Origin of the sequence: Streptomyces sp. NPDC048278 (assembly GCF_040652195.1) — a bacterium.
Taxonomy (GTDB): Bacteria; Actinomycetota; Actinomycetes; order Streptomycetales; family Streptomycetaceae; genus Streptomyces.
This window is the reverse complement of the sequence record NZ_JBEZLP010000005.1, coordinates 203,883-217,717: the sequence shown is the minus strand read 5'-3', so window position 1 is coordinate 217,717 and position 13,835 is coordinate 203,883. Positions and strand designations below refer to the sequence as shown.

The 13,835-nt window shown below is 71.1% G+C and carries 15 protein-coding genes and 2 pseudogenes; 9 read left to right on the top strand and 8 right to left on the bottom strand.

The annotated features are described in order from the left end of the window. Positions 1-272: 272 nt before the first annotated feature. Positions 273-989 (bottom strand): IclR family transcriptional regulator NdgR, encoded by a 717-nt coding sequence (gene ndgR, locus AB0D74_RS11735; protein WP_089098541.1) that lies wholly within the window; start codon positions 987-989, stop codon positions 273-275. A 205-nt stretch (positions 990-1,194) separates the two neighbouring features. Here ndgR and leuC point away from each other — a divergent pair, with 205 nt between their 5' ends. The 4 genes from leuC to AB0D74_RS11715 all read left to right on the top strand — a co-directional run bounded on the left by leuC (position 1,195) and on the right by AB0D74_RS11715 (position 4,512). Continuing rightward, a complete protein-coding gene (gene leuC, locus AB0D74_RS11730; RefSeq protein ID WP_362583592.1) occupies positions 1,195-2,625 on the top strand; it encodes a 3-isopropylmalate dehydratase large subunit in 1,431 nt (476 codons plus the stop codon). A 6-nt stretch (positions 2,626-2,631) separates the two neighbouring features. Continuing rightward, complete coding sequence (gene leuD / locus AB0D74_RS11725) at positions 2,632-3,225, top strand: 3-isopropylmalate dehydratase small subunit (protein ID WP_362583589.1); 594 nt, start codon at positions 2,632-2,634, stop codon at positions 3,223-3,225. A gap of 286 nt (positions 3,226-3,511) precedes the next feature. After that, entirely contained in the window at positions 3,512-3,742 is a 231-nt protein-coding gene (locus tag AB0D74_RS11720; RefSeq protein WP_362583586.1) for a hypothetical protein, read from the top strand. 140 nt (positions 3,743-3,882) lie between these two features. Beyond that, positions 3,883-4,512 (top strand): HU family DNA-binding protein, encoded by a 630-nt coding sequence (locus tag AB0D74_RS11715; RefSeq protein ID WP_362583583.1) that lies wholly within the window; start codon positions 3,883-3,885, stop codon positions 4,510-4,512. A gap of 164 nt (positions 4,513-4,676) precedes the next feature. Here AB0D74_RS11715 and AB0D74_RS11710 read toward each other — a convergent pair whose 3' ends face one another. After that, positions 4,677-4,880: a hypothetical protein gene (locus tag AB0D74_RS11710; protein WP_362583580.1), complete on the bottom strand. Its 204-nt coding sequence runs from the start codon at positions 4,878-4,880 to the stop codon at positions 4,677-4,679. Positions 4,881-4,889: 9 nt separating this feature from the next. Further along, positions 4,890-5,528, bottom strand: coding sequence for a 2-phospho-L-lactate guanylyltransferase (gene cofC / locus AB0D74_RS11705; RefSeq protein WP_362583577.1), 639 nt, complete (start codon positions 5,526-5,528; stop codon positions 4,890-4,892). A 155-nt stretch (positions 5,529-5,683) separates the two neighbouring features. On the opposite strand from cofC, the gene AB0D74_RS11700 reads away from it, so the two are divergent. The 3 genes from AB0D74_RS11700 to AB0D74_RS11690 are packed head-to-tail and all read left to right on the top strand — an operon-like array spanning position 5,684 to position 8,672. Further along, positions 5,684-6,448: a 1-acyl-sn-glycerol-3-phosphate acyltransferase gene (locus AB0D74_RS11700; protein WP_362583573.1), complete on the top strand. Its 765-nt coding sequence runs from the start codon at positions 5,684-5,686 to the stop codon at positions 6,446-6,448. Continuing rightward, positions 6,445-7,455, top strand: a complete 1,011-nt coding sequence (locus AB0D74_RS11695; RefSeq protein ID WP_362583570.1) for an NAD(P)H-dependent glycerol-3-phosphate dehydrogenase — start codon at positions 6,445-6,447, stop codon at positions 7,453-7,455. Before AB0D74_RS11700 ends, AB0D74_RS11695 begins: the two co-directional genes overlap by 4 nt. A gap of 59 nt (positions 7,456-7,514) precedes the next feature. Further along, complete coding sequence (locus AB0D74_RS11690; protein ID WP_362583567.1) at positions 7,515-8,672, top strand: D-alanine--D-alanine ligase family protein; 1,158 nt, start codon at positions 7,515-7,517, stop codon at positions 8,670-8,672. A 133-nt stretch (positions 8,673-8,805) separates the two neighbouring features. On the opposite strand, the gene AB0D74_RS11685 is transcribed toward AB0D74_RS11690, so the two are convergent. Both AB0D74_RS11685 and AB0D74_RS11680 read right to left on the bottom strand, forming a co-directional pair. Beyond that, the gene (locus AB0D74_RS11685; protein ID WP_362583564.1) at positions 8,806-9,294 is read right to left on the bottom strand and encodes a DUF3515 domain-containing protein; all 489 of its coding nucleotides are present in this window, start codon (positions 9,292-9,294) and stop codon (positions 8,806-8,808) included. Between the two features lie 20 nt (positions 9,295-9,314). Beyond that, a complete protein-coding gene (locus AB0D74_RS11680; protein ID WP_093498875.1) occupies positions 9,315-9,548 on the bottom strand; it encodes an Lrp/AsnC ligand binding domain-containing protein in 234 nt (77 codons plus the stop codon). Positions 9,549-9,754: 206 nt separating this feature from the next. On the opposite strand from AB0D74_RS11680, the gene AB0D74_RS11675 reads away from it, so the two are divergent. Both AB0D74_RS11675 and thiD read left to right on the top strand, forming a co-directional pair. Continuing rightward, a complete protein-coding gene (locus AB0D74_RS11675) occupies positions 9,755-10,720 on the top strand; it encodes a thiamine-phosphate kinase (protein WP_362583560.1) in 966 nt (321 codons plus the stop codon). Further along, positions 10,717-11,532, top strand: a complete 816-nt coding sequence (thiD, locus tag AB0D74_RS11670) for a bifunctional hydroxymethylpyrimidine kinase/phosphomethylpyrimidine kinase (protein WP_362583557.1) — start codon at positions 10,717-10,719, stop codon at positions 11,530-11,532. Before AB0D74_RS11675 ends, thiD begins: the two co-directional genes overlap by 4 nt. On the opposite strand, the pseudogene AB0D74_RS11665 reads toward thiD, so the two are convergent. From AB0D74_RS11665 to rpmB, 3 genes and pseudogenes are all read right to left on the bottom strand, one after another. Beyond that, positions 11,495-12,592, bottom strand: a pseudogene (locus tag AB0D74_RS11665) (FAD-dependent oxidoreductase); the annotation flags it as partial. The gene thiD and the pseudogene AB0D74_RS11665 sit on opposite strands and share 38 nt — an antisense overlap. After that, a pseudogene (locus tag AB0D74_RS11660) lies at positions 12,593-13,303 on the bottom strand (AfsR/SARP family transcriptional regulator); the annotation flags it as partial. A gap of 155 nt (positions 13,304-13,458) precedes the next feature. Further along, positions 13,459-13,644, bottom strand: a complete 186-nt coding sequence (gene rpmB, locus AB0D74_RS11655; RefSeq protein WP_004924906.1) for a 50S ribosomal protein L28 — start codon at positions 13,642-13,644, stop codon at positions 13,459-13,461. Between the last annotated feature and the right edge of the window lie 191 nt (positions 13,645-13,835).

Genomic DNA, 13,835 nt, shown 5'->3' with positions numbered 1-13,835 from the left:
GTTGGCGGAGCGAAGGGTCGCTTTGCCTGTCGATCGGGCTTGGGTGCGGGGCCCCGTAAGGGGCGCGGGGAACTGCGCGACGAGCCGCGACGGTGTTGCGGACGGGTGGCGGTCTGGGGTGGCACATTCTGCGCCGTGGGGGCGGCGGTCACCGGGTGGGTGCGGGTTGCGCGGGGCTGGTCGCGCAGCTCCCCGCGCCCCTGACGGGGCGGGCGCTCGCGTGGGGAGAGGCCTGCCGCGGCGTTGGGGCCGGGCCCTCCCTGCGGGGGGTGTCAGCCTGTGCGGCGCAGGGCCTCGGAGAGGCGGGCTGCCGCGTCGATGACGGCTTGGGCGTGCATGCGGCCGGGGTGGCGGGTCAGGCGCTCGATGGGGCCGGAGACGGAGACGGCGGCCACCACACGGTTGGAGGGGCCGCGGACCGGCGCCGACACCGACGCGACGCCCGGCTCCCGCTCGCCGATGGACTGGGCCCAGCCGCGGCGGCGGACACCCGAGAGGGCCGTCGCCGTGAAGCGGGCGCCCTGGAGTCCGCGGTGCAGCCGCTCCGGCTCCTCCCAGGCCATGAGGATCTGCGCCGAGGACCCGGCCTTCATCGTGAGGGTCGAGCCGACCGGGACCGTGTCCCGGAGACCGGACAGGCGTTCCGCGGCGGCTACGCAGATCCGCATGTCGCCCTGGCGGCGATAGAGCTGCGCGCTCTCTCCGGTGATGTCACGGAGGTGCGTCAGCACCGGGCCCGCCGTAGCGAGCAGGCGGTCCTCGCCGGCCGCCGCGGCCAGTTCCGCGAGTCGCGGGCCGAGAATGAAACGGCCCTGCATGTCGCGTGCCACCATGCGGTGGTGTTCCAGGGCCACGGCCAGCCGGTGGGCCGTGGGTCGTGCCAGTCCGGTGGCCCCGACCAGACCCGCGAGGGTGGCCGGACCGGACTCCAGGGCGCTCAGGACAAGGGCCGCCTTGTCCAGCACGCCGACGCCGCTACTGTTGTCCATGCAACGATACTCACGTCTCACTCTGTGAAACGCAAGTTCAATTTTCCGTGGAACGCGCCACCCTGGAATCACACAGTGGCCCGCAGACCAACGGGCCCGGCGGCGGACGCCCGGAACCACGACTTCAGGGGCCCGGAACACGGGCAGCCGCCTCCTCAAGATCTCTAGTTGGGCCGGTGCACGTCTGCCGGCCGGAGGGAAAGCGATGGGTAGGACACTCGCGGAGAAGGTCTGGGACGACCACGTCGTCCGGCGCGCCGAGGGCGAGCCCGACCTCCTCTTCATCGATCTGCACCTGCTGCACGAGGTGACCAGCCCGCAGGCCTTCGACGGACTGCGCCAGAACGGCCGCCCGGTGCGCCGCCTCGACCTCACCATCGCGACCGAGGACCACAACACCCCGACCCTCGACATCGACAAGCCCATCGCGGACCCCGTCTCCCGCGCCCAGCTGGAGACCCTGCGCAAGAACTGCGCCGAGTTCGGGGTGCGCCTGCACCCGCTGGGCGACGTCGAGCAGGGCGTCGTGCACGTCGTCGGCCCGCAGCTGGGCCTGACCCAGCCCGGCACGACCGTGGTCTGCGGCGACTCGCACACCTCCACGCACGGTGCCTTCGGCGCCCTCGCGTTCGGCATCGGCACCTCCCAGGTGGAGCACGTGCTGGCCACCCAGACGCTGCCGCTGGCCCGCCCCAGGACCATGGCCATCACGGTCGACGGCGAGCTGCCCGAGGGCGTCACCGCCAAGGACCTGATCCTGGCGATCATCGCGAAGATCGGCACCGGCGGCGGCCAGGGCTACATCCTGGAGTACCGCGGCTCCGCCATCGAGAAGCTCTCGATGGAGGCCCGGATGACCATCTGCAACATGTCGATCGAGGCCGGCGCCCGCGCGGGCATGATCGCCCCCGACGAGACCACCTTCGCCTACCTCAAGGGCCGCGCCCACGCGCCCGAGGGCGAGGACTGGGACGCCGCCGTCGCGTACTGGAAGACGCTGAAGACCGACGCGGACGCCGAATTCGACGCCGAGGTGCACATCGACGCCGCCGCGCTCTCGCCGTTCGTCACCTGGGGCACCAACCCGGGGCAGGGTGCGCCGCTTTCGGCCGACGTCCCCGACCCGGCTTCGTACGAAGACGCTTCGGAGCGCTTCGCCGCCGAAAAGGCCCTGGAGTACATGGGGTTGGAGGCCGGCCAGCCGCTGCGCTCGATCAACGTGGACACCGTCTTCGTAGGCTCCTGCACCAACGGCCGGATCGAGGACCTGCGCGCCGCCGCCGAGATCCTCCGGAGCCGCAAAGTCGCCGACGGCGTACGGATGCTGGTCGTCCCCGGCTCCGCCCGGGTCGGTCTGCAGGCCGTCTCCGAGGGCCTGGACGTCGTCTTCAAGGACGCCGGCGCCGAATGGCGGCACGCGGGCTGCTCGATGTGCCTCGGCATGAACCCCGACCAGCTGGCCCCCGGTGAGCGCTCCGCGTCCACCTCGAACCGCAACTTCGAGGGCCGGCAGGGCAAGGGCGGCCGTACCCACCTGGTGTCGCCGCAGGTCGCGGCGGCCACCGCCGTCCTGGGCCACCTGGCCTCGCCCGCCGACCTGTCCGACGCCGACGTTCGCACGCCCGCTGGAGTCTGATCAGCCATGGAAGCATTCACCACGCACACCGGCCGGGCCGTCCCGCTGCGCCGCTCCAACGTCGACACCGACCAGATCATCCCTGCTCACTGGCTCAAGAAGGTCACCAGGGACGGCTTCGAGGACGGGCTCTTCGAGGCCTGGCGCAAGGACGAGAACTTCATCCTCAACCGCCCCGAGCGGCGGGGGGCCACGGTTCTGGTCGCCGGACCCGACTTCGGCACCGGCTCCTCCCGTGAGCACGCCGTCTGGGCGCTGCAGAACTACGGCTTCAAGACCGTGATCTCCTCCCGCTTCGCCGACATCTTCCGCGGCAACTCGCTGAAGAACGGCCTGCTCACGGTGGTCCTGGACCAGAAGATCGTGGAAGCGCTGCAGGAGCTCACCGAGAACGACCCCGAGGCCGAGATCACCGTCGACCTGGAGAACCGCGAGGTGCGCGCCGAGGGCGTCACCGCCTCCTTCGACCTGGACGAGAACTCCCGCTGGCGGCTGCTGAACGGCCTGGACGACATCTCCATCACCCTCCAGAGCGAGCCCGACATCGCGGCCTACGAGGCCAAGCGGCCGTCGTACAAGCCGCGGACGCTCCAGGTCTGAGCCGAAGCCGCTTCGGCGTGAACCCGCACATCTGAATACGGCTGGTTTCAGCCACCGCAACACCCCGCCTGTACCCCCGATCGCCACGATTGGGGGTACAGCCATGTCTGCACCCGAACGGGCGCTCGCGTTGTCGCAGGTCTTGCCAACTTCCCACGTTAGGGCGGATGTTGTCGGGGTAAGTGAGTGCTGTGTCCGTGGCTTCCGCAAGTGCCTGGAAGGCCATTCGAGGCGCCAGTTGCACCCTGCGCAGGCGACAACTCGCCCCAGATGGCACAATCTGTGCATGGAACACGACGGCCAACTCCAGCTCTATGCGGCAGTCGCGGACCAACTCAAGGAAGCGCACACAAAAGTGCGTGCACTGCAAGTCCCGGAGGGCGTACGGATGGCGCTGACCCGGAAGCTGCTGGTCATTACGGCCGCGGCCAAACACGACGTCGCCGACGCGGCACGGCGGCTCGAACGGTTCAACGCGGACCTCGACGCGGGTCGAATCCCCGAAGAGGACCGCTGACCGGACCGTACGAGCCGGCCGAGTCCGTTGCGGCACAAGGGTGATAAGCCCGTTTCGTGTTTGATTTGCGGTATATATCTGCCTAACGTGCGAAAAAGCTTGAACACATTCGTTCTGGCGATGTCTCCGAAGGGGAAGACGTGAACAAGGCGCAGCTCGTAGAAGCGATTGCCGACAAGATGGGCGGCCGTCAGCAGGCCGCCGAGGCTGTCGACCATGTCCTGGACGCCATCGTCCGCGCGGTCGTCGCAGGTGAGCGGGTCTCGGTCACCGGCTTCGGGTCCTTCGAGAAGGTGGACCGCCCCGCCCGCTACGCCCGCAACCCGCAGACGGGCGAGCGGGTTCGGGTCAAGAAGACCTCCGTGCCGCGCTTCCGTGCCGGCCAGGGCTTCAAGGACCTGGTGAGCGGCTCCAAGAAGCTGCCGCGCGGCGGTGAGGTCGCGGTCAAGAAGGCGCCCAAGGGCAGCCTGACCGGCGGCGCTTCGGCGACGGTGAAGAAGGCGGCGGCGAAGAAGACCACCACCGCCAAGAAGGCGACGGCGGCGGCGAAGAAGACCACCGCGAAGAAGACGGTGGCCAAGAAGACCACGGCCGCTGCCGCGAAGAAGACCACGGCGACCGCGAAGAAGACCACCGCCAAGAAGACCACGGCGACGGCGAAGAAGACGGCCGCGAAGAAGGCGCCGGCCAAGAAGGTCACCGCCAAGAAGGCGCCGGCCAAGAAGTCGGCGGCGCGCAAGGCTGTCGCCAAGAAGGCCGCGGCTCGCTGAGCCGGGGCCCGCTTCAGGGCAGGGTTGGGACACTCACGCGACGGGCCGGATTCCCTTGGGGAGTCCGGCCCGCGGTGTGTTCGGTGACCGAGTTGCGTTGGGTTTCGGGTGCGGCGCGGTGGGGGCTTGTCGCGCAGTTCCCCGCGCCCCCGGTTTGCTACGCCTCAGAACGTCTGCAAGGTGACCAGAGTGACGCGGAGGTCGGCTCCGGCCCCCTCCGTTTCAATGCGCACCCGTTGTCCCGGCCGCAGCAGCCGCAAGCCGCCCGCCTCGAAGGCCGGGCCGTCGAACGGCACCGGAGTGCCGTCGTCCAGGAGTACCTGGCCGCTGCGGGTCTCGGGGTCGTACGTGTATGCGGTCGCCTGCATGAGCGCAGCCTACTGGTCCGGGATCAGCAGGCGCGCCGCCACCGCGGCGGTGCGGGGGCCGACGCCCAGGGCGAGGGCCGCGCGCAGGTCGGCGCCGGTGTCCACGTCCTGGCGTACCGAATCCACGCCCACCAGGCGCAGTTCCGCGGCGCCCGAGGCGGTGTGCCGGGCGCGGGAATCCGGGCCGAATGCGGGCGCCAATTCCTGGCCGGGGACCGCCGCCAGCAGGGTCGTGCCGATTGCCGCGGCGTCCGGGAGAAAAGCGCGCGGGAATTCGGCGGCGGCGTCCAGCACCCGGGCCAATTCCAGCGGGCGGACGGCCGGGAGATCGGCGTTCAGGGCCGCCACGGGGCTTTCCGGTCGCGATGCCCGGACGGCCGCCGCCCCGTGCCGCAGCGCCGCGTTCAGGCCGCTGCCCGGCGTGTCCGGGACGATGCGCGCACCCAGCGCCGACAGCTCGCGCCCGGCCAGCGTGTCGTCCGTGACGACCGCCACATCCTTCACCGACTGGCAGGCCAGGGCCGCCGCCACCGTGTCCTGGGCGAAGGCGAGGGCCAGTGACGGACGCACACCGTCCGCCGCGGTGTCCGCGAGCCTGCTCTTGGCACGGGCCAGAGGTTTGAGCGGGATGACCAAGGTCCACTGCACAGTCGTACCGTCCCTCCCTTGTTGCCTCATTGTCACCCGGGCCCACGGGGTGGCCGCGACACCGAGGCGTACGGTGTTCTCGACAGGCCGGCGGGCCGGGGCCACACTTCTTCCCGATCCCAGGCCGGGAAGAAGTCCTAGAGGAAGGTGTCCGCGTGCCCCGCCGGAGAATCGGCTTCTGGTACCGCTTCGCTGCGGTGCTCTGCAAACCTCCGCTGGTGGTTCTGATCAAGCGGGACTGGCGTGGAATGGAGAACATTCCGGCCGAGGGCGGTTTTATCACCGCGGTGAACCACAATTCCCACATCGACCCCTTCGCCTACGCCCACTATCAGTACAACACCGGCCGTGTTCCGCGATTCCTCGCGAAGAGCGGGCTTTTCAAGAAGGGATTCGTCGGCGCCGCCATGCGGGGCACCGGCCAGATCCCCGTCTACCGCGAGTCCACCGACGCGCTCAGCGCCTTCCGGGCCGCGATCGACGCCGTGGAACGCGGCGAGTGCGTCGCCTTCTACCCAGAGGGAACGATCACCCGCGACCCCGACCAGTGGCCCATGGCCGCCAAGACCGGTGCCGCCAGGGTCGCGCTGCAGACCAAGTGCCCGGTGATCCCGGTCGCCCAGTGGGGCGCCAACGAACTCCTCCCGCCGTACGCGAAGAAGCCCGACCTGCTGCCCCGCAAGACGCACCACGTCCTCGCGGGCCCGCCCGTCGACCTCACGCGCTTCTACGGCAAGGAGATGACCCAGGACGTCCTCAAGGAGGCGACCGAGGTCATCATGGCGGCCATCACCCGCCAGCTGGAGGAGATCCGCGGCGAGAAGGCTCCCGAGACCCCCTACGATCCTCGCCAGGTGCGGATCGAGCAGCGGCGCCGCACGCGCGCGCAGAGCGGTCCGGAAGAGGAGAGCGGCAAGTGAGCAAGCCTGCCAAGGCGGCGGTCTTCAGCGCGGGTTCGTGGGGTACGGCCTTCGGGATGGTGCTCGCCGACGCGGGGTGCGACGTCACCCTGTGGGGGCGGCGGGCGGAGGTGGTGGAGGCGATCAACTCCGGCCGCACCAACCCGGACTACCTGCCCGGTGTGGAACTCCCCGGGAACCTGCGGGCCACCACCGACCCCGCCGAGGCCGCCGCCGGAGCCGACTTCACGTTCCTGTCGGTGCCGTCCCAGACCATGCGGGCCAACCTCGCCGAGTGGACGCCGCTGCTCGCCCCCGAGACGGTCCTGGTGTCCCTCATGAAGGGGGTCGAACTCGGCACCGCCATGCGGATGAGCGAGGTCATCGAGGACGTCACCAAGGTCGGCGCGGACCGGATCGCCGTTGTCACCGGCCCCAACCTCGCCCGCGAGATCGCGGCCCGGATGCCGGCCGCCGCCGTGGTCGCCTGCACCGACGAGACGGTCGCCCGGCGGCTGCAGGCGGCCTGCCACACGCCGTACTTCCGGCCGTACACCGAGACCGACGTGGTCGGGTGCGAGCTGGGCGGCGCGGTGAAGAACGTGATCGGCCTCGCCGTGGGCATCGCCGACGGCATGGGGCTCGGCGACAACGCCAAGGGTTCGCTCATCACGCGCGGTCTCGCGGAGACCGCGCGGCTCGGCCTCGCCCTCGGCGCCGACCCGCTGACCTTCTCGGGACTCGCCGGGCTCGGCGACCTGGTGGCCACCTGCTCCTCCCCGCTCTCCCGCAACCACACCTTCGGCACCAACCTCGGCAAGGGCATGACCCTGGAGGAGACCATCGCGGTCACCCGGCAGACCGCCGAGGGCGTCAAGTCCTGCGAGTCGGTGGCCGATCTGGCCCGCCGGCACGGCGTGGAGATGCCGATCACCGAGACGGTCGTCGACATCGTGCACGAGGGCAAGCCCCCGGTGGTCGCCCTCAAGGAGCTGATGTCGCGCAGCGCGAAGCCCGAGCGACGCTGAGCCACCCCGCCCTGCCGACGCTGTCTCGGGGCCCTACCACCGGGTACTCTCAACGCGATATGAGCACCGAGAACCTCCCCCAGAGCCCTGAGCAGCCCGCTCGCAAGCCGCGCGTGGCCGTCGTCTTCGGCGGCCGGAGCTCCGAGCACGGGATCTCCATGGTCACCGCCGGAGCCGTGCTGAGCGCCATCGACCGGACCAGGTACGACGTCCTGCCGATCGGCATCACCCGGGAAGGCCGCTGGGTGCTCACGGCCGACGAACCCGAACGCATGGCGATCAGCGAACGCCGTACCCCCGAGGTCGCCGACCTCGCGGAGTCCGTCGAGGGCGGCGTGGTGCTCCCCGTCGACCCGGCCAACCGCGAGGTCGTCTACAGCGAGCCCGGCTCGGTGCCCAAGGCGCTCGGCGAAGTCGACGTCGTCTTCCCGATGCTGCACGGCCCGTACGGCGAGGACGGCACGCTCCAGGGTCTCCTGGAGCTGTCCGGCGTCCCGTATGTCGGCTCGGGCGTGCTCGCCTCGGCCGTCGGCCAGGACAAGGAGTACATGAAGCGGGTGTTCGCCTCCTTCGGGCTCGGCGTCGGCCCGTACCTGGTGATCCGCCCCCGTGAGTGGCAGCAGGACGAGTCCGCCGCCCGCAAGAGGATCGTCGACTTCGCGGGCGAGCACGGCTGGCCGCTGTTCGTGAAGCCCGCGCGCGCGGGTTCGTCGATCGGTATCACCAAGGTCGACGGCCTCGCAGGTCTCGACGAGGCGATCGCCGAGGCCCAGTCCCACGACCCGAAGATCCTGGTCGAGGCGGCCATCCGCGGCCGTGAGATCGAGGTCGGCGTCCTGGAGTTCGAGGACGGCCCGCGCGCCTCGGTCCCGGCGGAGATCCCGCCGCCGTCGGAGCACGCGTACTACGACTTCGAGGCCAAGTACATCGACTCCACCCCCGGCATCGTCCCGGCCCCTCTCACCCCGGAGGAGACCGCCCAGGTCCGCGCGCTCGCGGTGGACGCCTTCGAGGCCGCCTCCTGCGAGGGCCTGGTCCGCGCCGACTTCTTCCTCACGGAGGACGGCGACTTCGTCATCAACGAGATCAACACGATGCCGGGCTTCACCCCGATCTCCATGTACCCGCAGATGTGGCAGGCGACCGGCGTCCCCTACCCCGAACTGATCGACCGCCTGATCCAGGCCGCCCTGAACCGTTCAACAGGGCTCCGCTAGAAAACGCCCCGAGCTGAGAACGCCCCGAGCTGAAGCGCCCCGAAAGGGGCGCGGGGAACTGCGCGATCAGCCACCACGCACCGGCACCCGACACGCAACGGCACCCGACACGCACCGGCTCCACGCGCGGCGCCTAGTCGGCGATCCCCTCCGGAATCGCCTTCTTGATGGCAGGCGCCAAGCTCACCAGGGGCGCCATGCCGTCCCCGGTCCGCCCCGCGGGAATCGTCACCTCGACATACGCCTTCCGCAGCGTCGTGGTGAACCGAAACGATTTGTCGGACTCCTGTTCCAGCAGCCACCCGACCCCGTTCACCTCGACCCCGTCGGCCTCGGCGTCAGCCATCTTCGCAGGCCGTTCCACACCGCAGCGCAGTATGATCGCCGGGTCGCCGCCCCAGCCGGCGGTCAGCGGGGAGGCCGGTTCGGGATCCCGTCGGCCCAGCTTGTCGACCTTCGTCGGCAGCACCCGGTCCAGGCGATCGCAGAGCGTCGCAACCGCCCCGCCCGGACTGGGAACCGCCGCCGACGGGGCGTCGTCTGCTGATGAGCAGCCCGCTGCTCCGATCATCAGCGCGGCGAACGCGGGCAGACCGAATGGCCGGTGACGGAAGAAGTTCACCGGCCAAGGGTAGACGGGGGCTACAGATGGACCACCGGGCAGGTCAGGGTACGCGTGATGCCGTCCACTTGCTGGACTCTCGCGACCACCAGCCGACCCAGCTCGTCGACGGTCTCCGCTTGCGCGCGCACGATGACGTCGTACGGTCCTGTCACGTCCTCGGCCTGGATGACTCCAGGGATCTTGCTGATGATCTCGGCGACGGTCGACGCTTTGCCGACCTCCGTCTGGATCAGGATGTACGCCTGTACCACGGAACCTCCAGGGCGGCCACGAGGATCATGTGGGGAAAAGGAACGCCACGGTATCGCGTCGCCGCTCACCGCGGGGAGACCTGCGCGGACAGGGGCTTGCGCGCCGGGGTGCAGGCAGGACAGATGTTGACGGTCACCTCGACCGTATCCAGGACGACGGTGACGCGCGAGCGGGCACGGCACGGCAGAGAAGGGGCGAAAGGGCAATGAAGGGCACTGTTGGTGAGCTGGGGGAGTTCGGGCTCATCAGGGAGCTCACCTCCCGTCTCACCACCACTCCGGCGGTCCGGGTCGGCCCCGGCGACGACGCCGCGGTGGTCGCCGCGCCCGACCGCCGGGTGGTGGCGAGCACCGACATCCTCCTTGAGGGCCGGCACTTCCGCCGCGACTGGTCCACCGCCTACGACGTCGGCCGCAAGGCCGCCGCGCAGAACCTCGCGGACATCGCCGCCATGGGCGCGGTGCCGACCGCACTGCTGCTCGGCCTGGTGGTGCCCGCCGAACTCCCGGTGACCTGGCCCAGCGAGCTGATGGACGGCATCCGGGACGAGTGCCAGGTGGCCGGTGCCTCGGTGGTCGGCGGCGACGTGGTCCGCGGCGACACGATCATGGTGTCCATCACCGCCCTCGGCGACCTGCGCAACCAGGAGCCGGTCACCCGGGGCGGCGCACAGCCCGGCGACCTGATCGCGGTCACGGGCTGGCTGGGCTGGTCCGCGGCCGGTTACGCGGTGCTCTCCCGCGGCTTCCGCTCGCCCCGGGCGTTCGTGGAGGCGCACCGCCGCCCCGAGCCGCCGTACCACGCGGGCCCGGCCGCCGCCGCCCTGGGCGCGACCGCGATGTGCGACGTGAGCGACGGGCTGATCGCCGACCTCGGGCACATCGCCGAGGCCAGCAAGGTGCGGATCGACATCCGCTCCGGCGCGATCGACATCCCGACCCAGATGAACGACATCGGCCAGGCCGTCGGCGTCGACCCCATCCAGTGGGTGCTCACCGGCGGCGAGGACCACGCGATCGTGGCGACCTTCCCGCCGGACGTGAAGCTGCCCGCCCGCTGGAAGGTCATCGGCGAGGTCCTCAACCCGTCCGCGCTGCCCCAGGTGACCGTCGACGGCGCGCCCTGGACCAGCAAGGGCGGCTGGGACCACTTCGGGGACATCGAGTCGTGACCCCGCCGCGCGTGCTGACGGTCGCCGGTTCCGACTCCGGCGGCGGGGCCGGGATCCAGGCCGACCTGAAGACGATGCTCGCGCTGGGCGTGCACGGCATGAGCGTGCTCACCGCGGTGACCGCGCAGAACTCCCTGGGCGTACAGGGGGCTTGGGAGCTGCCGGTGGCTGCCGTCCGCGCCCAGTTCCGGAGCGTGGTGGACGACATCGGGGTCGACGCGGTGAAGACCGGGATGCTCGTCTCCGCCGAACTCGTGGAGACGGTCGCCGAGTTGCTCGCCGGGACCGACGCACCCGTGGTCGTGGACCCGGTCGGCGTCTCCAAGCACGGCGACCCGCTCCTCGCCGCCTCCGCCCTCGACTCGGTCCGCACCAGGCTCCTCCCGCTGGCCACCGTCGCCACCCCGAACCTCGACGAGGTGGCCCAACTCACCGGCGTACACGTCGAGTCGGAGGCCGATCTGCGCCGGGCCGCGGCGGCCGTGCTGTCGTACGGCCCGACCTGGGTGCTGATCAAGGGCGGGCACCTGCCCGGCGAGGCCGTCGACCTGCTCACCGACGGCACCGACGAACTCCTGCTGCGCGCACCCCGGCACGACAACCGGCACACCCACGGCACCGGCTGCACCCTCGCGTCCGCGATCGCGTCGCAGCTCGCGAAGGGGCAGTCCGTGCCGGAGGCGGTGGCGGCGGCCAAGGAGTACGTCACCGGGGCGATCGCGGCCGGGTTCGCGCTTGGCGCCGGGATCGGTCCCGTGGACCACGGCTGGACCCTCAGGACGCGGCCAGGGCCGGGTACTCCCGCAGCCTGATGTCGGTGGCCGCCTTCTCGGTCAGCCTCTTGAAGAACCGGGCCGGCGGACGGGAGGCGAGCACCCGGTACATCCGGTCCCGGCTGCGGATGCGCCGCTCGGTCGGCGGGGCGAAGAACGGGCCCGCGTTCCCGGAGATCTTCTGGCAGCCCTTGGCGAAACCCCGGATCCGGGACTCGTACTCCGCGAAGGCGGTACGGAAGTCACCGCCCGCGAGCGCCAGTTCACCGGCGAGGACATACGCGCCGACGATCGCGACCCCCGTCCCCATCCCGCCCGTCGTCGCCCCGTACCCGGCGTCCCCGAGCAGCGCCACCCGCCCCTCGACGAGCCGGTCGACGTGGATCTGGGCGATCGCGTCGAAGTACACCTCGTCGGCGTCCGCCAGGGCCCTGAGGACGGCCGGGGTCTCCCAGCCCATCCCGGCGAAGCGGTCCGCGAGGATCCGCTTGATCGCCGCGACGTCCCTGCGGTCGTACGACAGCTCCTCGGACCGGAAGACCAGCAGCGCGCCCGCGCGGTCCGGGTCGCCGTCGTAGTTGCCCATGACGATCCCGCGGCCCGGCTCGCTGTAGGCCCGGCCGGTGCGGTCCAGGCCCAGGTGGTTGGGGACGTCGAAGCCGGCCACGTAGTGGCCGAAGAAACGCAGGTAGCGGGACTCGTCACCGAAGACCAGGCGACGGGTGTCGGAGTGCAGCCCGTCGGCCCCGACGACCAGGTCGAAGCGGCGGGGCGCGCCCTTCTCGAAGGTGACGTCGACACCGCCGGCGTCCTCCGCGAGGGAGGCGATCGAGTCACCGAAGACGTACTCGACGTCGTCCCTCGTGCGTTCGTACATGAGCTGCGCGAGGTCGCCGCGGAAGATCTCCACGTCGCCGCTCATCAGCTCGGCGGGCAGGTCGACGCGCGGGCCGCCGTCGGCGCCGACGACCGTCTGGCGGCCCATGTGGGTCTGGCGGGCGTGGATCTCGTCCCAGATGCCCATGGCGGTGAGGACCGTGCGGTGCACATGGCCGCGGAAGTCGACCGCGAAGCCGCCGCCGCGCAGCCCGGCCGCCTGCAGCTCCAGGTGGAGCGCGGACAGCTCGGGGGAGGGGTCGGCGCCCAGCCGGTCGGCGAGGGTGCGGCGGGCCTCCTCGTACACCGTGAGGGCCTCGGCGGGGCGCCCGGCCGCGTGCAGGGCCCGCATCAGCTGCCCGTACAGCCGCTCGCCCAGCGGCCGGGCGGCCAGCAGTGCCCGCAGCTCCGGCACCAGCTCCGCGCCGCCGCCGAGCGCCAGGTCCGCCTCGATCCGGTCCTGTACGGCGGCCAGCCGCAGCTCTTCGAGGCGCGCGGCCTCGGCCTCGGCGTCCGGGAGGTCGGGCAGCGCGGGGCCGCGCCACAGGGCGAGGGCCTCGCGGAACCGGGCGGCGGCGGTCGGGTGGTCGCCGGCGGCGAGGGCGGCGCGCCCGGCCGCGGAGGCGGTTTCGAACCGGTGCGCGTCCACGGTGTCGGGGGCGACCACGACCCGGTACCCGGTGGCGGTGGCCTCGATCTCCGCGTGCGGGGCCAGCCGCCCGCGCAGCCGGGAGATCTGCGACTGGAGCGCGTTGGCGGCCCCGGCGGGCGGCTCGGCGCCGTACAGACCGTCGGTGAGGCGCTGGACGGAGACCGGCCGGCCGGCGTCCAGGAGCAGCAGGGTGAGCAGTGCGCGGGGGCGGGGGCCGCCGGGGTCGAGGGGGGTGCCGTCGCCGGTGCGTACGTCCAGGGGGCCCAGGATGCCGAAGCGCATGGGATCAGCTTGTCAGGGCACGGTTTGCCGGGGTCCGGAATTTCCGGCACAGCCCGGCACGGTCGCGCGCGGGCATGGCAAAAAGCCGGTCCACCCGGAGGTGGACCGGCTCTGTGCAGCGAACCAGCGGTGGCCGCGCGCTCAGCGACAGTGCGTCAGCGCGAGACCTTGCCGGCCTTGATGCACGAGGTGCAAGCGTTCACGCGCTTCGGCGTCCCGCCGACCACGGTACGCACACGCTGGATGTTCGGGTTCCAGCGACGGGGCGTACGGCGGTGCGAGTGCGAGATGTTGTTGCCGAAGCCCGGCCCCTTGCCACAGACGTCGCAGTTGGCAGCCACGGGTCACTCCAAAGACTTCAGATGCACTTACGGTTGAATCCCGGCGTGCCGGGATCGAGATTCTGGGGATCAGAGATCTTGAGTGGCGTTGCCAGGGAATGGCCCGATCGGATCGGGCAACCGGAGCAGCATACAACGGCTGCGTCCGTTAGACGAAACTAGCATGGCAGCTCAGGGGCCCGCCCCCGGCC